18 protein-coding genes are annotated in these 24,101 nt (G+C 35.7%); 10 read left to right on the top strand and 8 right to left on the bottom strand.

Going from position 1 to position 24,101, the window contains the following annotated elements; translation table 11 throughout:
• Nucleotides 1–63: 63 nt before the first annotated feature.
• Both ABEG11_RS13810 and ABEG11_RS13805 read right to left on the bottom strand, forming a co-directional pair.
• Nucleotides 64–684 (bottom strand): L-threonylcarbamoyladenylate synthase, encoded by a 621-nt coding sequence (locus ABEG11_RS13810; RefSeq protein ID WP_348824754.1) that lies wholly within the window; start codon nt 682–684, stop codon nt 64–66.
• Nucleotides 685–765: 81 nt separating this feature from the next.
• Nucleotides 766–3,102: an ATP-dependent helicase gene (locus ABEG11_RS13805; RefSeq protein WP_348824753.1), complete on the bottom strand. Its 2,337-nt coding sequence runs from the start codon at nt 3,100–3,102 to the stop codon at nt 766–768.
• A 494-nt stretch (nt 3,103–3,596) separates the two neighbouring features.
• Between ABEG11_RS13805 and ABEG11_RS13800 the strand changes: the two genes are divergently transcribed.
• Nucleotides 3,597–4,085 carry a hypothetical protein gene (locus ABEG11_RS13800; RefSeq protein ID WP_348824752.1) on the top strand — a complete coding sequence of 163 codons (489 nt, stop codon included), beginning with the start codon at nt 3,597–3,599 and terminating at the stop codon, nt 4,083–4,085.
• Between the two features lie 73 nt (nt 4,086–4,158).
• Here ABEG11_RS13800 and ABEG11_RS13795 read toward each other — a convergent pair whose 3' ends face one another.
• Both ABEG11_RS13795 and ABEG11_RS13790 read right to left on the bottom strand, forming a co-directional pair.
• Complete coding sequence (locus tag ABEG11_RS13795; RefSeq protein WP_348824751.1) at nt 4,159–4,524, bottom strand: VOC family protein; 366 nt, start codon at nt 4,522–4,524, stop codon at nt 4,159–4,161.
• A 160-nt stretch (nt 4,525–4,684) separates the two neighbouring features.
• A complete protein-coding gene (locus ABEG11_RS13790) occupies nt 4,685–5,452 on the bottom strand; it encodes a sulfite exporter TauE/SafE family protein (protein ID WP_348824750.1) in 768 nt (255 codons plus the stop codon).
• Between the two features lie 131 nt (nt 5,453–5,583).
• On the opposite strand from ABEG11_RS13790, the gene ABEG11_RS13785 reads away from it, so the two are divergent.
• A complete protein-coding gene (locus tag ABEG11_RS13785) occupies nt 5,584–6,105 on the top strand; it encodes a DUF7935 family protein (protein WP_348824748.1) in 522 nt (173 codons plus the stop codon).
• 78 nt (nt 6,106–6,183) lie between these two features.
• Here ABEG11_RS13785 and ABEG11_RS13780 read toward each other — a convergent pair whose 3' ends face one another.
• Entirely contained in the window at nt 6,184–8,250 is a 2,067-nt protein-coding gene (locus ABEG11_RS13780) for a M1 family metallopeptidase (RefSeq protein WP_348824747.1), read from the bottom strand.
• The gene (locus ABEG11_RS13775) at nt 8,247–9,044 is read right to left on the bottom strand and encodes a transposase (protein ID WP_348824746.1); all 798 of its coding nucleotides are present in this window, start codon (nt 9,042–9,044) and stop codon (nt 8,247–8,249) included. The genes ABEG11_RS13780 and ABEG11_RS13775 overlap by 4 nt, the downstream gene beginning before the upstream one ends.
• Nucleotides 9,045–9,176: 132 nt before the next feature.
• On the opposite strand from ABEG11_RS13775, the gene ABEG11_RS13770 reads away from it, so the two are divergent.
• Together ABEG11_RS13770 and ABEG11_RS13765 are read left to right on the top strand one after the other, a co-directional pair.
• A complete protein-coding gene (locus ABEG11_RS13770; protein WP_348824745.1) occupies nt 9,177–9,914 on the top strand; it encodes a Dph6-related ATP pyrophosphatase in 738 nt (245 codons plus the stop codon).
• A gap of 36 nt (nt 9,915–9,950) precedes the next feature.
• Nucleotides 9,951–10,460 carry a hypothetical protein gene (locus ABEG11_RS13765; RefSeq protein WP_348824744.1) on the top strand — a complete coding sequence of 170 codons (510 nt, stop codon included), beginning with the start codon at nt 9,951–9,953 and terminating at the stop codon, nt 10,458–10,460.
• A 41-nt stretch (nt 10,461–10,501) separates the two neighbouring features.
• On the opposite strand, the gene ABEG11_RS13760 is transcribed toward ABEG11_RS13765, so the two are convergent.
• Entirely contained in the window at nt 10,502–11,047 is a 546-nt protein-coding gene (locus ABEG11_RS13760) for a DUF1697 domain-containing protein (RefSeq protein WP_348824743.1), read from the bottom strand.
• Between the two features lie 183 nt (nt 11,048–11,230).
• On the opposite strand from ABEG11_RS13760, the gene recG reads away from it, so the two are divergent.
• On the top strand, nt 11,231–13,339 hold the full coding sequence (gene recG / locus ABEG11_RS13755; RefSeq protein ID WP_348824742.1) for an ATP-dependent DNA helicase RecG: 2,109 nt from the start codon (nt 11,231–11,233) through the stop codon (nt 13,337–13,339).
• A 37-nt stretch (nt 13,340–13,376) separates the two neighbouring features.
• Here recG and chrA read toward each other — a convergent pair whose 3' ends face one another.
• On the bottom strand, nt 13,377–14,504 hold the full coding sequence (gene chrA / locus ABEG11_RS13750; protein ID WP_348824741.1) for a chromate efflux transporter: 1,128 nt from the start codon (nt 14,502–14,504) through the stop codon (nt 13,377–13,379).
• 355 nt (nt 14,505–14,859) lie between these two features.
• Between chrA and ABEG11_RS13745 the strand changes: the two genes are divergently transcribed.
• The 5 genes from ABEG11_RS13745 (at nt 14,860) to pheT (ending at nt 24,096) form a co-directional block, all read left to right on the top strand.
• Nucleotides 14,860–15,921, top strand: coding sequence for an efflux RND transporter periplasmic adaptor subunit (locus tag ABEG11_RS13745; RefSeq protein WP_348824740.1), 1,062 nt, complete (start codon nt 14,860–14,862; stop codon nt 15,919–15,921).
• A gap of 92 nt (nt 15,922–16,013) precedes the next feature.
• Complete coding sequence (locus ABEG11_RS13740) at nt 16,014–19,109, top strand: efflux RND transporter permease subunit (protein WP_348824739.1); 3,096 nt, start codon at nt 16,014–16,016, stop codon at nt 19,107–19,109.
• A 72-nt stretch (nt 19,110–19,181) separates the two neighbouring features.
• A complete protein-coding gene (locus tag ABEG11_RS13735) occupies nt 19,182–20,492 on the top strand; it encodes a TolC family protein (RefSeq protein WP_348824738.1) in 1,311 nt (436 codons plus the stop codon).
• Between the two features lie 25 nt (nt 20,493–20,517).
• Nucleotides 20,518–21,381, top strand: coding sequence for a bestrophin family protein (locus ABEG11_RS13730; protein ID WP_348824737.1), 864 nt, complete (start codon nt 20,518–20,520; stop codon nt 21,379–21,381).
• Nucleotides 21,382–21,675: 294 nt separating this feature from the next.
• On the top strand, nt 21,676–24,096 hold the full coding sequence (gene pheT, locus ABEG11_RS13725) for a phenylalanine--tRNA ligase subunit beta (RefSeq protein ID WP_348824736.1): 2,421 nt from the start codon (nt 21,676–21,678) through the stop codon (nt 24,094–24,096).
• The last annotated feature ends 5 nt before the right edge of the window (nt 24,097–24,101 follow it).

Genomic DNA, 24,101 nt, shown 5'->3' with positions numbered 1-24,101 from the left:
AACAAAAGGCTCATTACAATTTCAGTTTTGAGCCTTTTTTCTATAAATTTTATTTTAAATAAATTACAAAATATCAATATCTCCTTTTCCTTCTCTCACAATTATTGGTTCATCTCCAGACAAATCAATTATAGTTGATCCCATATTATCTCCATATCCGCCGTCTATAACTAAGTCAACTAAGTTTTGCCATTTTTCGAAAATAAGCTCAGGATCTGTAGTATATTCAATTACTTCATCTTCATCACGAATGGAAGTAGAAACTATTGGATTTCCTAATTGTCTCACTATTTCCAAGACAATAGAATTATCCGGAATACGGATACCAACGGTAGTTTTCTTTTTGAATTCCTTTGGCAGATTATTGTTTCCTGGAAGAATAAAAGTATATGGACCAGGTAATGCTCTTTTCAGCAGTTTAAAAGTCGAAGTGTCTATCTGCTTGACATAATCAGACAAATTGCTTAGATCATGGCAGATGAACGAAAAATTTGCTTTTTCCAGCTTCACGCCTTTTATCTTGGCAACTTTTTCAAGAGCCCGGGAATTGGTGATATCACAGCCTAAACCATAAACAGTATCAGTTGGATAAATAACCAAACCACCGTCCTGCAGCACTTTTACTACTTTTGCAATAGCTGCTTCGCTGGGTTTGTCTTCGTATATTTTAACAAATTGAGCCATTTTTTTTATTGTTTAAAGTTTAATAGTTTAAGGTTTAAGGTTTGTTTAAACAATTTTAATCCTTAAACTTCAACCAAATTGTCAACCAATTATATCTAATTTTGCAAATCGCAATAATAATTTTTTAATTCCGCCTACTTCAAATTTGATTTCAGCCTTTTTATCAGGGCCAGCTCCTTCTAAATTGATGACTTGTCCTTTTCCAAAGCGTTCATGCATCACCACGTTCCCCGCAACTAGCGTATTATCAAATAAATTAGTGCTTCCAGCTGCAGGATTGTTACCAGAGAGTGGCTTCAGCTTCCTGATATTAAGGTCAGATTTGGTTTCGTTATTAGCAACATGCTTTGGCGGTACACTTCCTACTGGCTTAGCTAATCGCAATTTAGATTTATCTACATCTCCAAAAATATCACTGTCAATCATGGGTTTGAAACGGTAATTGCTTTCAGGTGGCGTAAGATATTCTAAATATTCTGAATCAATTTCTTCAATAAAACGGGAAGGCTCACTATCGGTCAGTTTTCCCCAGCGGTAACGTGATTGAGAATAAGTTAAATAAGCCTGATGTTCTGCTCTTGTCAATGCTACATAAAATAAGCGGCGTTCTTCTTCGAGTTCGCTTCGTGTACTCATACTCATTGCGCTCGGAAATAAATCTTCTTCCATCCCAACTACAAAAACATGAGGAAATTCTAGTCCTTTGGCTAAATGTATAGTCATTAAAGCAACACGATCTTCATCGCTGGTATCGTTATCCAAATCGGTTGCTAAGGCTACATCCTCCATAAATTCAGACAAGGAGCCTGTAGCGCCATCAACTTCTTTTTGACCTTCAATAAAATCTTTGACACCGTTCAATAATTGTTCAATATTTTCTATTCGTGCCATTCCTTCGGGAGTAGCATCTTTTTTTAACTCCTGAATCAGGCCTGTCTTTTTTGCGACATGCTCTACAACATAAAAGGCATCATGGTTTTCGTTAATTACCTGAAAACTCTGAACCATCGTAACAAAATCCAATAGCTTCTGTTTGGTTCCAGCGTTCAGTTTCAAGTCAATTCGCTCTATGTTTTGCATGACTTCAAAAATCGAACGCTTGTAATGATTAGCTGCAATAGTCAGTTTCTCGATAGTGGTATTTCCAATTCCTCGTGCCGGATAATTGATAACACGTATCAAAGCTTCCTCGTCTTTTGGATTAATAACCAATCGAAGATAACACAAGGCATCTTTGACTTCTTTCCTTTGATAAAAAGACAAACCTCCATAAATACGATATGGAATATCTCTTTTCCGTAGTGCATCCTCCATCGCTTTGGATTGTGCGTTGGTACGATACAAGATAGCGAATGCCCCATTGGGCAGCTGATTGTTCATTTTTTGTTCCCAAATCGTGGCTGCTACAAATCGGCCTTCTTCATTGTCTGTAATACTGCGGTGCACTTTTATTTTTGGTCCAAAATCATTGGCTGTCCAAACCACCTTGTCCAGTTTAACCTTGTTTTTATCAATGATGGTGTTGGCCGCTTCCACAATATTTTTGGTAGAGCGATAATTCTGCTCCAGCCTAAAGGTTTTTACGCCATCATAATCTTTCTGAAAATTCAGGATGTTATTGATATTCGCCCCGCGAAACGCATAAATACTCTGCGCATCATCACCCACCACACATATATTCTGGAATTTATCCGATAGAGCGCGAACGATCAAATACTGGGAATGGTTCGTATCCTGGTACTCATCTACCAAAAGATAGCGGAAACGATTTTGATATTTTGCCAAAACTTCTGGAAAACGAGTTAGCAATTCGTTGGTTTTAAGCAATAAATCATCAAAATCCATTGCGCCCGACTTAAAACAGCGTTCCACATAATTCTGATAAATTTCTCCCATTCTCGGCTTTTTGCTCATCGCATCAGCTTCCTGCAAATCGGGATCATTAAAGTATGCCTTAACGGTAATCAGGCTGTTTTTGAACTGCGAAATTCTGCCTAAAACCTGTTTTGGTTTATATATATCGCGATCCAGCTGCATTTCCTTGATAATTCCCGAAATAGCACGCAAGGAATCCTGAGAATCATAAATTGTGAAATTCGAAGGATACCCCAAATGATCTGCTTCCGAGCGCAGGATCCGGGCAAACACAGAGTGAAAAGTTCCCATCCAAAGATTTTTAGCTTCACTCGCGCCAACAATATCGGAGATACGTTTTTTCATCTCACGCGCTGCCTTATTGGTAAAAGTAAGCGACAAAATATTGAAAGCATCCACACCCTGATGCATCAAATAAGCAATCCTGATGGTAAGCACACGTGTTTTTCCCGAGCCTGCACCCGCAATAATAATCATTGGCCCATCCTTTTGCAATACAGGCTCGCGTTGCGCTTCGTTAAGTTGTTCTATATATTTTTGCATGAAAAATGTACTGTTTGTCGCAAAATTAAGAATTTAAGAATGAATAAACGAATTCAGTCTGCAGTTAAATAAGACACAAAAATAGGAAATCAAAATTCTGCCCTCTAAAATCCATTTGGGCCCGACCACAATATAAACTGGGGCTATTTTTAGCAGCATTTATATGCCCCAGTTTATATTGTGGTCGGGCTGTACCCGTTACTTCGGTAACCTGCTTCCATCTCAATGTTATTAAGTTAAGGATTTCTTATTAAAGTTTGTCTAAATATAATTCTCGAAGAGACGCCAAGACGCAAAGGAATCCGATTTTAACTTTGCGCCTCTGCGTCTTTGCGAGAGTGAAATAAAGCTTAACTTAATGACATTGGCTTCCATCCCTCACGCAGTATCTGATATCTACAAAATTGGTTTCCTTTAGATCAGAAAAATATTGATTTTATTTGTAAATTAGCAATGGCTAGTGCCACAATTTATTAACTAAAAAACATAATACTATGAAAAATCTAGGTCTGTTTTGTCTGCTGCTGGCTTGCATTGGATTTGAAAGCTGTAAAAATGATCAAGCCCAAAAAGATGCCGCAATAGCTAAAGCCCAAGCTGAAAAGCCAGTAAGTACTGCATGTTATAAAGCCCTGTATGAAAGTGACACCATCAATCTGACAATCAATACTTTGAAAAACGGAAAAATCACTGGAGATATGGTAATGAAAATAGAAAATATGCCTGATAAAATTGGGAAAATTGCTGGAGAATTCCGTGGCGATACTTTATTTGCTGATTACTCATTTATCCAGGGAACGAATGAAAAAGTAAAATTTAAAAATCCAATGGCATTTTTAAAACATGGCAGCGAACTCAATTTAGGCAGTGGAAAAATAGAAACCTATTTAGGAAAATCATATTTTGTAAAAGGTACGCCTATAGAATTTGAAAAAGTGAAATATAAATTTACAACTGTAGATTGCGCTGCAGAACAACAATAAAAAGCTACTTAAATCTTTGCGAGCAACAAGAAATTGCATTGCTGTTCGCAAAGACTTTGTTGTGTTTTTTTGTCTATTTATTAAACTCTCCAACATGCCATAAAATACCTGCTGGATCATGAATAAAAAACTCTCTTCCCCAATCCAGCACTTTTATTGGAACAAGCCGAACATCTTTATATTTTGCAGTAAGTTCAAGTTTTTGAAGGTTTTCCCAAAAAAGATCAACATCTTCAACTTCCAAAAAAATCATAGAATTATCTATCCAATCCTTAATGTAATAGTCCTGTAAATAAAAGGATAATTTCTCCATTTGAAATACCGACATTGTATTACCCAAAACGGTTTCTTCAAAGCCTAAATCCCGATAAAAGCTTCGTGACAAATTAAAATCCTTTGATCCAATAAATGGGCGGATAGATATTGTTTTTTGTTTCATAATTCTTTTTTTAAAATCAAATATAGCCATTAATGTTTTACAAATTAATGCAGGTATCTGAAAGCCTGAATGTATTTTTCTTATTGAAATCGTATACTTATAATTTTTACCTAAAAACCTGTCAGGACTAATTATGGCTGCGTCCTAATAATTCTGATTATTACTTTAAAAAAACATCGTAAGCAAAACGTATCAAGGTGCCAATAACTACGACCAGAAAGAAAATCCGGATAAAGGTATTGCCTTTGCTTATGGCTAACTTAGCTCCTATCCAGCCACCTATCGCATTACTCGCAGCCATAGGCAATGCAATTGCCCATATAATTTTGCCTTTTAGGACAAACAGGCATATAGAACCAAAATTGGTCGCGAGGTTAACCATTTTCGCATTGGCAGAGGCATGCAGAAAATCAAAACCCATTATGGCGATGAAAGCAACAACTAAGAAGCTCCCGGTGCCTGGTCCTATAAATCCGTCATAAAATCCAACTATAAAACTGATTCCGATTGCATTAAGAATTTGAGTCTTTGCAGAAATGTTTCGGACTTGATGCTGTCCGAAATTTTTCTTGGCATAGGTATAAATAGCTAATAATGATAAAACTGCAAGCAATAACGGCTTCATGAAATCATTGCTCACATAGGTTAAAACTGCTGAACCCAAAAACGCAGCTGGAAATGCTAAAAGCATCATTATTATCAAGATCTTTTTGTCAAGAGTAACTTTTTTTAAATACTGGTAAGCTGCAAATGAAGTGCCGCTGAAAGCTGGTATTTTTAAGGTTCCTATTACTGTTGATACCGCCAGATCAGGCAAGAGAATTAAACCAACAGGTGTTTGTATAAGTCCCCCGCCTCCTACAATGGCATCAATAAATCCTGCAAAAAAGGCAGCTAAACAAAGTAATACTATGACGTAGATTTCCATTGGTATAATGTAGTTTTTGTTTTTATTTTTGAACTTGCAAAAATACTATTCCGCTTTTTATTATTGCCTAAAATTTGCCTTTGATTTAGTTTCAAAAACATTATTTTTGCCTTTTTTAAAACAAAAACAAAATGGATTTATCAAAAATGATTGAATTGCTTAGCTATACCCTGCCTGCTATTATCACTGGTGCAGTTGCTTATTATTTTTTTAACTTACATACAAAAAATGAAGAAGGAAGACGCCGTTATTTATTGATGAAAGAAGGGCAGAAAAACTCCATGCCCTTGCGTCTGCAGGCTTATGAACGTATGACTTTGTTTCTGGAACGCATTGGTCTTTCAAATTTATTGATCAGGGTTTCGCCAATTTCTGCGGATAAAAATGATTATGCGAATTTTGTCATCGCACAGATTGACCAGGAATTTGAACATAATCTGGCACAGCAGATTTATATGACCGATGAATGCTGGACCATCATCACCACTGCCAAAAATGCGACAATCCAAATGATCCGAAAAGCAGCTTTGAATGAAACAGTTTCAAATGCTGACCAATTGAGAGAAATTCTGTTAAATGATTTACTGGATAAACAGACTCCGAGTAATGCCGCTTTGGGATATATTAAAAAAGAAGTGAGCCAGATGTGGTAATTTTTGAATTTTTATGATTCTGAGAAGCTAAGTTTCTAAGGTTTTTTCCTGGAAATTTAGCTTTTTTATTTCAAACAGCTATTCTTTCAGTAACCGGTTCAATTGGAATTGTTCTTTTTCATTCAAGTTAGGCAATATTGATTGAAAAGCATTCCTGCTTTCCTGATTTTTTAATAAAATGCGGATGTTGTCTCTGCCAAATTTAGAAAATTGCCACATATGATGTGTGGTGGCATTTACCAGATTCTTCAAAACAGTGTCGTTAATAATTTTGAAATTAAGTAAATATTCTAAAGCATTCTGCCTTGTTATAGCTTCATATTTTACTGAAGAATAATCTATTAATTCTGTTATATACTTTTCTTTTTCAGCAGTATTATATTCTGGTGTAGAAACAGCCAATGAAAGCCACAGTATCCGCAAATTGAAATCGTTGAATCCTATCCAGTTTTTTGTTTCTGTTAAATATTCGGCTCTCTTGCCGGGAAAATTATTCCATAAATTAAACAGTGCCATTTCTTGAGTCTGGTACGATTTATCATCAAGCAATGTTTCATAATCAGTTCTGAATTCTTCTGGGATTTTTTGAAGTGTGCTTGCCACTGCTTGTCTTACCTGAATGTTTTGTGTATGCAGGGCTAATAGGAGCAGCTGTTTTTTATCATCAAATTTTTCTCTGAAAAGCTGTCCGACAATTGCTTCTTTCACGCTTTGATATACATCAGATTTCAACGTTTTTTCGAAGAAATCATACTTTTCGGCAATAGGCTTATTTCTAAATTTGTTTACTTCCAGTACAATTTTCATTGCATTATTCTTAGCGAGTAATTCATTAGCAATATTACTGTTGAAATCAGATGATTCAAGCCATACTTTGCTAAAATTTATTAAATCATAGCTGGATACTTTTTTGATTTCATCAAAGAAATTCTGAGTAGTTACATTTTGATACGAATATTTCAGCAGATAATTTTTCACTGCTTTCCTGAAGGCCTCCTCACCTATTCCTTCTCGTAAAACATGCAGTGCCCAAGCTCCTTTCTGGTAAAATGACAGCGAACTTGCTTTTGCGTTTAGCACTGGAATACTATCGGTTTTTGAGGCTTGTTTTAATTGTAATGATGATTCGTATAATTTAGAATAAAAGTAATCATCGCCATAAATTGCCCTTTCAGCGAGCAAAGCATAATAGGTTGCAAATCCTTCCTGAAGCCAATGATCACGTCCATTTTGAGCTGTAACCAAGTCACCAAACCATTGATGTGCCAGTTCATGAGCATTGACATTGGTATAGCTTCTATCCTCAAAACCAATGCTGTCAACCACGTAACGTGTTGCAAATAACGTTGAACTTGTATTTTCCATGCCGGCATACAGAAACTCAGAAACTGGAATCTGCCGGTAAATTTTCCATGGATATTTTACACCTATTTCTTTTTCCAGATAATCAAATATTTCCTTTGAATAGCGGTAGGTTGGTTCTTGTCTGCTCCCGTCTTTTGGATCCAGATACAATTCTAATGGAATTCCTGACTTTGATTTAAGTGTACTTTTTTCATATTTGCCGATGGCCAGCATCAATAAATAGGAACTCATTGGCTTTTCCATTTGATATTTCCAATGTGTTTTATTTTTGTCTTTTTCAGTGCTTTTTAAAACACCGTTTGATATCACTTGATACTTAGAATCAAAAGCAATATTCATATTAAAAATTACTTTTTCATTGACATCATCAAAACTCGGAAACCAATGACTGGTATATTTTCCCTGTCCCTGCGTCCAGATCTGCAAATTATCTGCATCCTCTGAACCTACAAAATATAAAGTTTGCTTTGGCTGTGCTTCATATAAAAAATGAACAGAATTTTTCCCTTTTTGGAACGGATAAATCAATAGTAATTCTTTTCCATTGGTTTCGAATAATATTTTTTTTGAATTCAATTCCAATTCTTTGAAGGTCATATTTTGCGCATCAATCTTGATAGTATCTATAGGTTTTAATACCTCAAAAATATAGGTAACCGTACCGGAAACACTCTTGTTATCCGAATTAATCGAAATTGAACCATTAGCGGTTTTAAAATCAACCGATTTGGTTTGCTGTGCGAATGTGAATGCGGAGAGAAACAGGAAAAGATATTTCATTCTGTTGAATTTATGGAATCTGAATCCCAATTTTTAGGATTGTTTTTGATGTAATAATATATTTTGTCAAAGGAATTATAATCCTTGACAATGTGATCATGGTAATTGGATTGCCAAATGGAATCACAATTATTGCTTTCTGTCAAACGATTGATTTGTTTGGTGGTAATTGATTTGAATATAGCCACAAATGATGAAATGGAATCGGGTTTGCGTGATAATGAATTTGTTTTGGATTTATTTGACTGTAGAGACACACTGCAGTGCGTCTCTACGTGCGTTTGTACGTGCGTCTCTACCACGTTGTTTGTTTTTACGTTGTCGATTGATTTAATATATGAGAGATATGCATCATAGGAAATAAATGATTTTACAATTTCGATGTCGGTATCTGCGGGAAGGATTTTTTTGGTAGATTCATTTAATGATAATCGTTGGGTAGGTAGAGACGCACTGCAGAGCGTCTCTACGTGCATCTCTACCGAATTGTGCGTATTATCGTTTGTAGAATCCATAGTGTTTGTTGACACAATTTCAATCAACAAATGAATGTGATTTGGCATAATAACCCAATTATGGAAAAACCAACGATCACGAATTTGAATTGATTTTAATAATTCGGTTTTAATTATTTTACCATTATCGTTTAGGATCATTTTTTTGTTTATAATGTCTCCAAATATAGATTCCCTGTTTTTGGTAACTATTGTAATAAAATAAATTGCCTTACTGGAATAATCCCAATTTTTTAATCTATTCGATTCGGTTTTATATTTATTTTTGAATAATGCCATATTTGATTTACAAGTTATCCAAAGTTACAAAGGTTTAACCAAAAATCGTATTAAATTTGTTAGGTAGAGATACGCATTGTAGAGATGCACTGCAGTGCATCTCTACAATAGAAAAATTTTAAAACAAAACCATTGAAAAAGAAAGCCCTATTTAACTGGAGCAGCGGTAAAGATTCTGCTTTAGCATTATATAAAATACTGCAAAATAATGAATATGAAATCAGCTGTTTGCTGACCAGTGTCAATCAGCAGTTTCAGCGTATTTCAATGCACGGAGTTCGAGTTGAATTGCTGGAACAGCAAGCCGAGAGCATCGGATTACCACTCAAAATTATGCAGATTCCCGAAATGCCATCAATGGAAGTTTATGAATCCGTTATGATCGAAACTTTGACCCAACTGAAAAATCAAGGGGTTACACATTCCATTTTTGGAGATATTTTTCTGGAAGATTTGCGAAAGTATCGCGAAGATAAATTAGCTGAAATAGGTTTTGAAGGAGTGTTCCCGCTTTGGAAAATCCCAACTTCGGATTTGATTCAGGAATTTATACAACTGGGATTTAAAACTATCGTAGTTTGTGTTAATGAACGTTTTTTGGACAAAAGTTTTGTGGGACGTATAATTGATGAAGATTTTATAAATGATTTACCAGAAAATGTAGATGTATGTGGCGAAAACGGAGAGTTTCATACTTTTACTTTTGACGGACCAATTTTCAGCAAACCAATTGCATTCGAAGTTGGTGAAGTTGTTTATAGAAAATACGAAAAACCAAAAGAAGAAGATTCATCAGATACTGCTTGCGATACGTCAGCATCGGATGCTTTTGACTATGGATTTTGGTATTGTGACCTGATTCAGAAATAAATAATAATAAAAGTTTAACTGATAAAAATAATTAGCATGTTGACGAAAAAACATAGTAAGGAATTAGAAAAAGTTTTGTCTTTTTTGAATGAAATTGGGATTGATGTCATCGAAAAGGAATTGGACGAAACTACTTTCTTGCCTGGCTTATTGTTAGGGCCAAGTTGTATTTATGTAGACTTTGAAAAATTACTATATCCAGGTGATATTCTGCACGAAGCAGGGCATCTGGCTGTTACTACAGCCTCCGAAAGAGAATTGGTCGGAACTGTAGCGATTTCAAGTGAATGGCCTACACAAGGCGAAGAAATTGGAGCTATTTTATGGTCCTACGCAGCAATTTATCATTTGGATTTGCCCTTGGATTTTGTATTTCATCCCAATGGATACAAAAATTGTTCGGATTGGTTTATTTCTAATTTTAGCAGTGGAAACTATATTGGACTTCCCTTATTGGAATGGATGGGACTTACGTTAAGTGAAAATCGTGCGCTTCAGGAAAACAAAAAACCATTTCCGATTATGCAGAAATGGTTGAGAGATTAAATGTTAAAGCCAATTGTAATTGTTTTTGTGAGTTATTGAAGCTATCGTTCTTCATACATTTTCAATAATTGTGTCACAGTATTCCAATTACGGATTGTAGCCGTTACATTTAGTTTTTTTTCAATGTATTTTTGATCAAATCTTGTCTTCCCTGCTCCTACGGCGTATTTAATATAAATTCTGCTCTCGTCGATGTGTGCTTCATCAGGTTTTACCTGACTCATTTTTAAATCATTAATATGATCGCTTCGCAAGGCAATAGAAACAAAAGCAACGTAGAGTTTTTTAATATCAGCTTCTTTTTCTGCCAGGAAACGATTGTTTTTAAAACAGTTTTCCAAATCGGATTTACCAATGACAACCGTAGGAACTTCATGACCGAAAACCTTGAAAATTTCCTGTTTGATTTTAAAGCCCACGGCAGGAGCATTTTCTTCCTCAGAATCCACAAAAACATTTCCGGACTGAATGTAAGTTACCACATTTTGAAAGCCAATGTTCTCCAGTGCGGTTTTCAGGGCATCCATTTTTATCATGTTGTGGCCTGAAACATTGATACCACGAAGAAGTGCGAGATGGGTTGTCATTTATATAAAATTTAGTTTGGCTAAAGTAAAGTGATTTATAAGATTTTCCAAAAGAAACCTATTTCCAAATTTCCAAACAAAAAACTATCTTCGCTTTCTTAAAAAGAGAAAAGAATATAGAACAAAGAGCATAGACTCCAGAGATCTGAATTCTGCAATCTAAAATCAGCAATCTAAAATCAAATGTCCAATAATCTCCTGGAAACTCCCATAGAATACCTCAAAGGTGTAGGTCCCACACGGGGCGCACTGCTGCGTAAGGAATTGGGAATTTTTAAATATGGAGATTTGGTTAACTTTTTCCCGAATCGTTACATTGACCGTACTCGTTATTATAAGATTAATGAACTGCAGAACAACATTGCCGAAGTTCAGATTATTGGTAAAATCATTAACATCAAAACAGTCGAATTTGGTAAAAATCAAAAACGATTAGTAGCCACATTTGTAGACGATACAGGTCAGATTGATCTCAATTGGTTTCAGGGACATAAATGGATTAAAGAAAGCCTGAAACTAAATGAAGTGTGTGTAGTTTTTGGTAAATGTGCTCAGTATGGAAGCCAGTATAGTATGGCTCATCCCGAAATTGAACTGCTGAGTGAACACCAGAAGAGCCTTCGCTCAGCAATGCAGCCCGTTTACCCATCGACAGAAACGCTGGCAAATCGTGGCATAACAAATCGCGTTGTGAATAAAATGATGCAGCAGTTATTTCTGGAAACACAAGCTTTGTTTAGCGAAACACTTCCTTCATATCTGACAAATGAATTGAAGCTTATTCCTAAAAACGCTGCTTTATTCAATATTCATTTTCCTAAAAGTGCAGAGATTTTGGCGAAAGCCCAATTCCGGTTAAAATTTGAGGAACTATTCTTTATTCAGTTACAGCTGATAACGAAAAATCTGATTCAGAAACATAAGATAAAGGGATTTCCATTTACTAAAGTGGGAGAACTATTTAATGAATTTTATCAAAACCACCTTCCGTTTGAACTTACAAATGCTCAGAAAAGAGTAATTAAAGAAATTAGAATCGATATGGGCAGCAATGCACAAATGAATCGATTACTGCAAGGTGATGTTGGGTCAGGCAAGACAATCGTGGCTTTTATGAGTATGCTGCTGGCACTGGATAATGGTTTTCAGGCGTGCTTGATGGCTCCTACAGAGATTTTGGCAAATCAGCATTATACAGGTTTATCAGAATTAGCCAAATCCTTAAATATCAACATAAAAATACTGACGGGCTCTACTAGAATTGCTGCCCGAAGAATTATCCACGAAGAACTCGAAAATGGTTCTTTGCAGATAATTATTGGTACGCACGCTTTATTGGAAGACAAAGTAAAATTCCAGAATTTAGGTTTAGCCGTTATTGATGAACAGCACCGTTTTGGAGTAGAACAGCGATCCAAATTGTGGAAAAAAAACACTATTCCGCCTCATATTTTAGTGATGACAGCTACTCCAATCCCGAGAACTCTGGCGATGAGTTTATATGGAGATCTTGATATTTCAGTCATTGATGAGCTGCCTCCTGGACGAAAGCCGATTCAAACCGTGCACCGTTATGATTCTAACCGGTTAAAAGTCTGGAAGTTTGTCCGGGATCAGATTGCTCTGGGACGGCAGATATATATCGTCTATCCGTTGATTCAGGAATCAGAAAAAATGGATTATAAGGATTTAATGGACGGTTATGAGAGTATAGCCCGTGATTTTCCACTACCACAATATTCTGTTTCGATACTCCACGGAAAAATGAAACCCGCAGATAAAGATGCAGAAATGAAGCGCTTTGCTGAAGGTAAAACCAATATTATGGTTGCAACCACTGTAATCGAAGTTGGTGTTAATGTACCCAATGCCAGTGTTATGATTATAGAAAGTGCAGAACGTTTCGGGCTATCACAATTACATCAGCTTAGAGGCCGTGTAGGCCGTGGCGCCGATCAAAGCTATTGTATTTTAATGACTTCATTCAAATTATCCAGTGATAGCAAAATCCGTATGGAAACGATGGTAAATACTAACGATGGTTTCGAAATTGCCGAAGTCGATCTGAAGCTTCGTGGTCCTGGTGATCTTATGGGAACGCAACAAAGCGGTGTACTCAATCTGCAAATTGCTGATATTGTCAGAGATAAGGACATCCTGCTATTGGCTCGAAATTATGCCATAAAAATACTTAAGGATGATGCTCCTTTGCAAAAACCTGAAAATGCCATTCTTAAAGCTGTTTTTATAGAATTGACCAAGAAAAAAAATATCTGGAATTATATAAGCTGATAATACTCCAATTTTCGAAAGTGCTCGTATTTAAACTTTAAATAAAACTTAAAAAATATCCAATTGCTGCACCGCCTAAAACTACAAACGCGCTATTGATTTTCTTGAAATTAAATGTTACAGCAATACTTAAAAAAGCAATAAAAACAGTTCGCCAATCTACAATAGCTTCCTTTCCCATTTCTAAACAGATAGCAGCTATAATGGCAATTGAAGCAACGTTTACAGCGTCTAAAAACGTTGAGAATAATTTAGAATCTCTCATTTTCCTGACGAACGGGCCTAATAAGGCAACAAAAATGAATGAGGGCAGAAAAATGGCAATTGTCGAAATAGCAGCTCCAGAAAATCCATTGATTTGATATCCGATAAAAGTCACTGATGAAAAAACAGGACCCGGGGTAAATTGCCCAACTGCAATGGCATCAATCAATTCTTTTTTAGACAAAAGTCCTGTTGCAACTAATTCTGAATCCAGAAAAGCAAAAAGCACATATCCGCTCCCATATAAAACTGCGCCAATTTTTATAAAAATCAAAAATAAATTCAGGTTTGCTGGCGATACTATGCTGTGGTTTGAAACTTGAAAAAGCGTAAGTGGAATAAAAGCATTTAGCCCTTTATCCGTGTTTCGTCTTAAAATATAAAACAGTACAGCAATTACGCCTGCACCTGACATTAAAATTATTCCATTGCATTTTAACAGAGATAACAGCAGAACAATCACTCCAATAATTCCTAATTGAAATGTTTTCAATGATTTTTTCGCAAGTGGAACTAGTGCTGAAAGAATAATTGCAATAATTGCAGGCTTTATGCCATACAAAAAAGGCTGTATTTCTGGCATTTGTCCATATTCTTTATACAGCCAAGCAAAAAAAAGCGTAATGATTACTGCTGGAAATATAAAACAGATACCAGCTATAATCAATCCTCTCCAGCCAGCTTTTTCATGTCCGATATGAATAGCCATTTCTGTACTATTTGGTCCCGGAATTAAATTTACAGCTCCTATCAAATCAAGAAAATGCTGTTCGGAGAACCACTTTTTTTTTAAAATTACTTCATCATGCATCATTGCAATGTGAACTGCTGGACCACCAAAACCAATAATTCCTAATTTCAAGAATAATTTTGCTATTTCTTTTAAATCTTTATCATTCATTAACTATAATGGCTTTAGAGTTGAATAGTTCACTAAAAAATTGTCAATAAAACTGTAAAAAAACCTATTGATATCAGCTGCTATGTATTTCATCCAAATATAGTTTTTTTAGCTTCATAAAATTGGCATTGAATTTTTTAAAAATTCTTTTGAGTAATCTGTTTATTTATTTTTTGCCATTTATTAAACCTTTCTTTGGATTCAGAGTCCAAAATGAAAATTTTAAACCAATTTTAATATTTGTATATACAAACGTTAAATAAAAATTAACAATTTAAATTTTTACATTTCTAACACTTAAATTTGCATCACCTTTGTAAAGGATTATTCAATTTCATATTCTAACCCCATACACATGAAAATTAAAAACATTGTCTACAGCTTACTGATTATAGGTTTTATTGGGTTCATCAGCTACAGAATTATTTCAAATAATGCTAAAAAAAATGATTCAAAAGACAAGGATAAAAAAGACAGCCCCACAACTGTTACTGGAATTGTAATACGCCCAGAAACTTTTGACAACAATTTATCACTTACCGGTTCTATTGAAGCCAATGAACAAGTCGAAATTCATAGTGAAGTTTCAGGTATTGTGGAGGGAATATATTTTAATGAAGGTTCTATTGTAACGAAGGGTCAGGTTTTATTCAAAGTTAATGATATTGAGCTGAAAGCACAGCTGCAGCAAGCGGTAACCAAAGAAGGTTTAGCTGCCGAAAATGCCCGAAGAGCCAAACTATTATTAGAAAAAGAAGCAATCAGCCAAGAGGAATATGATATTTCGAGAGCTGATTATAAATCTGCTCAGGCACAGACTCAGCTGATAAGGGCACAAATTTCAAAAACCGCTGTTAAAGCCCCTTTTTCAGGAAAAATAGGATTGCGTTCCATTTCACCAGGAACATATATTACTCCAGCAGTATTAGTAGCAAAATTGGTCAATACTGGAAAATTAAAAATCACATTTTCTATACCCGAAAAATATGCATCGCAAATAAAGTCAGGATCTACAATAGATTTCAGCGTTTCGGGTTCTGCCAAAATTTATGCTGCCAAAATTTATGCTATTGAACCAGAAGTCGAAGTCGCTACACGTACTTTGCAAGTTCGAGCCATTGCCGAGAATATTGATGGTCATCTTTTTCCGGGAACTTTTGCTGATATAAAATTGCCTTTAGCAATTATAAAAGACGCAATTGTGGTTCCATCAGAAGCCATTGTACCAGTTCAGGAAGGCAAAAAAGTTTTTATCGCCAATATGGGCAAAGCCAAAGAAGTAATAGTCGAAGCCACTACAAGAACTGATGCTTCAATTTTGATCCTTTCGGGTTTGAAGGCTGGTGATACATTAATAACAAGCGGCGTTATGTCATTAAAAAATGATGCTCCAATAAAAGTAAAAGTTAAGTTATAAATTATGATAATGGATTAATAAGTTAAATCATTTTGAACTTATAATTCGCCGATCATAATTCATAACTCATAATTTATAATTCAAAAAAAGAAATGAGTTTATCAACTACAAGTATAAGAAGACCTGTGTTAACCATAGTGCTGAACCTCTTGATTATTTTATTTGGTTTCATTGGTTATACCTTTTTGGGTGTTCGTGAATTTCCCTCTATAGACCCAGCGCAAGTTTCCATCAGGACAAATTATACTGGAGCCAATGCCGATATCATTGAATCTCAAATTACCGAACCTTTAGAAAAAGCAGTAAATGCTATCGATGGGATTCGAAATATAACTTCTTCCAGCAATCAGGGAAGCAGCAACATTACTATCGAATTTAATCTGGATAAAGACCTGGAAAGTGCAGCAAACGATGTGCGTGACAAAGTTTCGCAAGCCATCAGGAGTTTGCCTCAGGATATAGATGCCCCGCCAGTAGTAGCAAAAGCTGATGCCGATAGTGAATCTATTATTTCGATGACAGTTCAAAGTGATACCCGCAGTTCATTGGAGTTAAGCGATTACGCAGAAAATGTTATCTCGCAACGGCTGGAAACTATTCCAGGAGTGAGTGGTGTTCAGATCTGGGGACAAAAAAGATACGCCATGCGTTTATGGATTGATCCTTCAAAACTGGCTGCTTACGGCTGTACTGTTGCCGAAGTCCGCGCAGCCTTAAATGCCCAAAATGTAGAATTACCCTCTGGAAAATTGACAGGCAATAATACTGAATTGACAGTAAAAACAATTGGAAATTTATCAAAACCCGAAGAATTTAATAATATAATCATTCGTACCGATGGTGATAAAATTGTTCGCTTCAGCGATGTTGGTGTTGCCTCTTTGGGGCCTGAAAATATTGAGACCCAATTAACCCAATCTGGGTTACCAATGATTGGCTTGGCAATAGTACCTATGCCAGGGGCCAATTATCTGGATATTTCGAAGGAATTTTATAAAAAGTACGAAGCACTGAAAAAAGATCTGCCAAAGGACATCAAACTGAATATTGCTTTAGATAATACGATTTTTGTAAAGAAATCGGTGCTTGAAGTTGCAGAAACATTAGGTATTTCAATTCTTCTGGTAATTATCATCATTTATTTATTCTTTAGAGACTGGGCAATAGCATTCAGGCCTTTAATTGATATTCCAGTTTCACTGATCGCAACCTTTTTTATCATGTGGCTTTTTGGATTTTCGATAAATGTTTTAACACTTTTGGCTATCGTTCTTGCAACTGGTTTAGTGGTAGATGATGGTATCGTTGTTACCGAAAATATCTTCAAGAAAGTAGAAGAAGGCATGTCACCAATCGAAGCAGCAATTAAAGGTTCCAACGAAATATTTTATGCGGTAATCTCAATTTCGGTGACCTTAGCCGCGGTATTTTTACCTGTAATATTCCTGGAAGGTTTTGTAGGCAGACTATTTCGTGAATTTGGTGTAGTTATTGGAGCTGCTGTATTAATCTCGGCTTTTGTTTCTTTGACCTTGACTCCTATGCTAAATGCCTATTTAATGAAAGGCGGGGAACAGAAAAAATCAAAATTCTATTTAAAAACCGAACCGTTTTTTGAAAAATTAAACAGCGGTTATGCCAATTCTCTCAAGCGGTACATGAATAAAAAATGGATCAGTTTCCCTATACTGATTGCTTGTTTTGGACTCATTTATTTGTTTTTCACAATACTTCCAAAAGAAACTGCTCCTTATGACGACCGCAGCTCGGTAACTATGCGGATGTCAACACCAGAAGGATCTTCCTATGAATATACGGATCGTTTTATGCAGGAAATCTCAAAATTAGTAGATGATTCCATTCCTGAGAAAAAAGTAAGCTTAGTAGTTACAGCTCCAGGTTTTGGTTCTTCGGCAACTAATACTGGTTTTATAAGGCTTTCATTAAAAGAGCCCGATGAAAGAGCAAAATCACAAAAAGATATTGCTGACGATCTTTCTAAATGGACAAAAAAATATCCCGATGCCAAAATATCAGTAATGCAGCAGCCAACAATTGCAGTGAATAGACGTGGTGGCTTACCAATTCAATATATTATCCAGGCTCCGAATTTTGAAAAACTGCGTGAAAAAATTCCGCTGTTTATGGACGAAGTTGGCAAAAGTGATGTGTTTTCTGTTACCGATGTGAACTTAAAATTCAATAAACCCGAAATAAATGTAAGTATTGACCGTGCAAAAGCTGAAAGCTTGGGAATTTCAATTATGGATATTGCTCAAACCCTGCAGCTATCATTAAGCGGACAGCGTTTTGGCTACTTCATTAAAAACGGAAAACAATATCAGGTTATTGGGCAGTTTGATCAAAAAGACCGTTCGAAACCTTTGGATTTAACTTCAATGTTTGTGAAAAACAACAAAGGCGAATTAATCCAGATGGACAATGTTGTTAATATCGAAGAGCAAAGCAATCCTCCACAACTATACCATAACAACAGATATATGTCGGCTACGATTTCTGCTGGTTTGGCTCCAGGAAAAAGTATTAGTGACGGTATTGATATGATGAATGAAATTAAATCCAAAGTGCTTGATGAATCTTTTACCACCGATTTAGGTGGAGAATCAAGGGATTTTGTGGAGAGCAGTTCTAATACTTCTTTCGCATTTGGCCTTGCCTTATTACTGATTTTCTTGATTCTGGCTGCGCAATTTGAGAGTTTTGTAGACCCATTAATCATCATATTAACCGTTCCAATGGCCGTTGCAGGAGCTTTGTTCTCGCTTTGGCTTTTCAATCAGACCTGGAATATTTTTAGCCAGATTGGAACTGTAATGCTTATTGGGCTGGTAACCAAAAATGGAATTTTGATCGTCGAATTTGCCAATCAATTGCGAGAGCAGGGAAAACCAAAATTAGAAGCTATTCTGGAAGCTTCGGAAGCGCGTCTGCGGCCAATTTTGATGACGAGTTTAGCGATAGCGCTCGGAGCTTTGCCTATTGCAATGTCACTTGGAGCAGCATCAACAAGCAGAATTGGAATGGGAGTTGTAATTGTAGGGGGAACAATTTTCTCTTTGGCATTAACACTTTTTGTAATTCCTGCAATTTACCTGATGTGGTCTAAGGCAAGAAAACACTATCCAGAATTTGATCATATCGAGGAATATGAAAGAGACAGTAAATGATAGATTCGTAAATTTTGAAAATAATTCAAGCTGCAGCTATTTCCTAATAAACTGCAGTCAACAATTTTTAACATGAAAACTAAAAACATATTATACAGTCTAATTTTATTTATGCTTTGCTTCACAAAAACAAGCGCTCAGCAGGTGCTTACGCTCGAAGATGCAATAAAAATAGCTTTGGAAAACAATTTTGATATAAAAATTGCCAAAAATAATTTAAAAATAAACGAAACCAATGCTGCTATAGGAAATGCCGGAATGCTGCCAACTGCAACAGCTTCTGTTACAGATGATAACAGCATCAGGAATTCTTCGCAAACGAGGCAGGACGGTACCACTACCTCATTGGACAATGCTAAAAACAATAGTTTAAACTATGGTGTTTCCTTAGGCTGGACCATTTTTGACGGAATGAAAATGTTTGCCAAATATGATCAGCTCAAAGAACTGCAAAATTTAAGTGATGTCCAGCTGAAATGGACAATTCTGGATAAAGTAAGCAGTGTCAATAATGTTTATTATGATTTAATTCAAGAACAGCAAAAACTGTCTGATCTTGATTCTACAATTGTTATTTCTAAAAAAAGGCTTGAATTTATCCAGAACCGTTATACTATTGGAAAAAATTCAAAACTTGATGTCTTGAATGCTCAAGTGGATTTAAATACAGATTTAGGAAATCTAGTTAAAGAAAAGCAAGCTTATGCGAATGCAAAAACACTTTTAAACCAAATATTGGCACGAGATTTAAAAACTGATTTTGTAGTTTCGGATAAAATCAATGTAGATCGCAATTTAAAGCTCGCCGAATTAATGGCATTGGCCGAAAAGCAAAATCCCGAATTGGAGATGCAGATCATTAATAAAAGAGTAGCCGAATTAGATTTAAAGCAAATCAAGGGTGACCGCTATCCTGCTATCAGGCTAAACACAGGTTATAATTTCAGTGATGCACAATCAAGCCTTGGTTTTACCAGCCAATCTTCTTCCCATGGTCTCAATTATGGCTTTACAGCTTCCTTAAATTTATTTGATGGAGATTCTCAAAACAGAAACGAAAAAATTGCCAAAATGCAGATTGACAATTCTAAATTGGCAATAGACCAGCAGTTAATTCAATTGAGAAGTAATTTAACAGTCGCATTCCAAGTGTATCTAACCAATTTGGATTTAATTGATTTAGAAGAAAATAACACCGCAATTGCAAAACAGAATATAGAAATAACTGCCGAAAAATTCAAAATAGGAACAATAACTTCAGTAGAATTCAGGGCTGCTCAATTAAATTACATCAATTCAAGAATTCGTTTAAGCAGCGCACAATTTCAAGCCAAACTATCCGAAATTACATTAAGAGAGTTAGCTGGAAATCTTAATTTTTAATTATTTTTGATATCAAAACAATAATATGATACCATATAATCCTAGAGTCTGGATTGCTTACATCTTTCATTTTCATAGATCAGATTCTTTCAGGACATTATTTCCTTTTCTGATAATCATGGCAGTTTACTCAGGCATTATTGCCTATCTGGAAATTGAGTTTTTAAAATTGGACGAAACCAGCCATGTCAGAAACCTTTCAGTAATTCATACCACACTGGGGTTTGTGATTTCATTGCTGCTGGCGTACCGGATCAATTCTGCTTATGACCGCTGGTGGGAAGGGCGCAAACTATGGGGTGCCTTAGTTAACAACAGCCGTAATCTAGCCATCAAACTATCGGTAATTTTAAAAGACGAAAAGGATTTGGCTTACTTCAGAAAGTTAATTCCAAGCTATGCTTCGATGCTGAATAAGCACCTAAAAGACGAAGAAACCAGTATGTTGTTGTTTGATGATGTCGATCTGAATATAAACCACCACAAGCATAGGCCAAATCAGATTGCCAAAATGCTGTTCCAAAAAATCAATGATTTATATGCTTCTCATAAAATATCAGGCGAACAATTGATAATTTTAAATAATGAAATCCAGTCTTTTACAGACATCTGTGGTGCTTGCGAGCGTATCAAAAACACTCCAATCCCCTACTCCTACAGCACTTTTATAAAAAAATTCATATTCCTGTTTGTACTTACACTGCCATACGCATATGTTTTTACCCTGGGCTACTTTGTAATTCCTGTCATTTCATTTATTTTTTATGTGTTGGCAAGCATCGAATTGATTTCGGAAGAAATTGAAGAGCCATTTGGCTACGATGACAACGATTTGCCTATTACCAAAATCAGCGAAAATATCAAAAAACATATTGAGGAAATTTTATAAAGCCGGTTCTAAAACGGTTAAATAATTTTAAGAAGCAGCAACATTGGGCATTGCAGCAAAAATGTGTCCTGCTCTCCACTATATCTTTTCCTTTTTAAAGAAAAAAAGAAAAAGGATGCCGTTTCGATCAGGGCTAGAAAGGGAAAGATTATGCTTTTCAGCTGTCATTTAAAATTGGACTGAACCTCACATTTCAAACTAGAAATTTGTTGACATAGTTTTAAATTTTGCAACAAACATGCTTTGACCCTCACGAAACATTGATTATATTTGCATTCTTGAAAAAAATATAAAATGAAAATATCATACAACTGGCTAAAACAGTTCATTAAAATAGATTGGAAATCCGAAGAAACAGCAGCATTGCTTACCGATTTAGGGCTGGAAGTAGAAATTGTTGAAAAATATCAATCTGTAAAAGGCGGATTAGAGGGTATTGTAGTTGGACACGTACTCACCTGTGTGCCTCATCCCGATGCTGATCGCCTAAAAATTACAACTGTCGATCTTGGAGACGGCATTCCTTTACAAATAGTATGTGGCGCCAGTAATGTTGATGCCGGCCAAAAAGTTCCAGTAGCAACAATTGGAACAGTATTGTACGATAAGGAAGGAAATTCATTTACCATAAAAAAAGGAAAAATCCGCGGGCAGGAAAGCCACGGAATGATTTGTGCCGAAGATGAATTAGGCTTAGGAGAAAGCCACGATGGAATTATGGTTCTAGACGAATCGATTCCGGCAGGTACATTAGGCTCTACTGTTTTCAAAATAGAAAATGACGAAGTATTCGAAATTGGATTGACTCCTAATCGTGCCGATGCAATGAGCCATTTAGGCACAGCGCGTGACTTGAGAGCCGGATTAATTCAAACTGGAATCAATGTCGAACTGATCACTCCATCAGTTAGTAATTTTAGAGTTGATAAAAGAACTCTAAAAATAGATGTTGATGTAAAAGACATTCAGCTAGCCCCAAGATATTGTGGAGTAACCATCTCTGGGTTAGCAGTGAAGGAATCTCCAGAATGGCTAAAAAACAGATTGAAAGCCATTGGCATTAATCCAAAAAATAATATTGTAGACGTAACAAATTATGTATTGCATGATTTGGGCCAGCCTTTACATGCATTTGATGCCGCAAAAATTAAAGGAAAAATTATAGTTCAGACTCTTCCTTCTGGAACCAAATTTACAACTTTGGACGATGTAGAGAGAACACTGCACGAAGAAGATTTAATGATTTGTGACGAAAAAGGACCATTATGCATCGCTGGGGTTTTTGGAGGAAAAAAATCGGGTGTAACAGAGGTGACAAATTCTATTTTTCTGGAAAGCGCTTATTTTAATCCAGTCAGTATCCGTAAATCGGCCAAAAGACATCAATTAAACACTGACGCTTCCTTTAGATTCGAAAGAGGAATTGATCCAACAATAACTGAATACGCATTAAAAAGAGCAGCTTTGCTGATACAAGAAGTGGCAGGCGGTGAAATTACCTCTGACATTGTAGATATCTATCAAAAGAAAATTGAAGATTTTCCAGTATTCCTGAATTTCCAGAACGTTTCAAGAATTATTGGTCAAGAGCTGCCAAAAGATACCATCAAACAGATATTGGCATCTTTAGAAATAAAAGTAAACAGCGTTTCAGAAGTTGGTTTAGGATTAACAATTCCTGCTTATCGTGTCGATGTTCAAAGAGAAATTGATGTTATTGAGGAAATTCTAAGAGTATACGGATACAACAACATTCTATTCTCCAAAAAACTGAATGCCACAGTTTCTAATTCTCCACGAAACGAGGATTATAAAGTACAGAATACAATTGCGAGCCAATTGAATTCTCAAGGATTTAACGAAATGATGGCCAATTCATTAACGACAGCTTCGTATGTACAGCTCTCTGACACCTTAAAAGAAGATTATAATGTTACGATGTTAAATCCATTGAGCAGTGATTTGGCAACTATGCGCCAATCATTGCTTTTCTCTGGTTTGGAAGCAATTTCATATAATATTAACCGCAAGAATCCGGATTTAAAGTTATTTGAATTTGGAAAAACATACCATAAATTTCTTGCTGGATATGAAGAAATTAAGCATCTAACATTGTTCCAAACTGGAAATAGAAATCAGGAAAGCTGGACAAACGCTCAAAAACCTTCAGATTTCTTTTTATTCAAAGGATATGTTGAAGGAATACTTTCGAGACTAGGAATTTCAAATGCTAAAAGTACTGCTGTTTCAACTGATGTGTTTTCTGAAGGTATTGCATTAGGATCAGGAAGTGATACTGTAGTTGAATTTGGCGTGATTAAGAAATCGGTGCTTAAGCATTTCGGGATAAAACAAGAAGTTTTATATGCAGATTTTAATTGGGCAGTAGTTTTAAAATTAATGTCGAGCAAAATAAAATATACCGAAATTCCAAAGTATCCGGAAGTGCGAAGAGATTTGGCTTTGATGGTTGATCAAAATGTTACGTATGATGCAATTTATACTATTGCAAGGCAAACTGAAAAATCATTATTGAAAAATGTTAATCTGTTTGACGTATATGAAGGACAAAATTTACCAGAAGGCAAAAAATCGTATGCTTTGAGTTTTACAATTCAGGATACAGCCAAAACTCTTGAAGATGCTCAAATTGACAAAATTATGGGCAAGCTGATAAAAAATTTTGAAACAGAACTTGGTGCAAGTTTGAGATAAATTTT

This window comes from Flavobacterium aestuarii (genome assembly GCF_040049115.1).
Classification (GTDB): Bacteria; Bacteroidota; Bacteroidia; order Flavobacteriales; family Flavobacteriaceae; genus Flavobacterium; species Flavobacterium aestuarii.
This window is presented reverse-complemented; position numbering and strand designations above follow the sequence as displayed.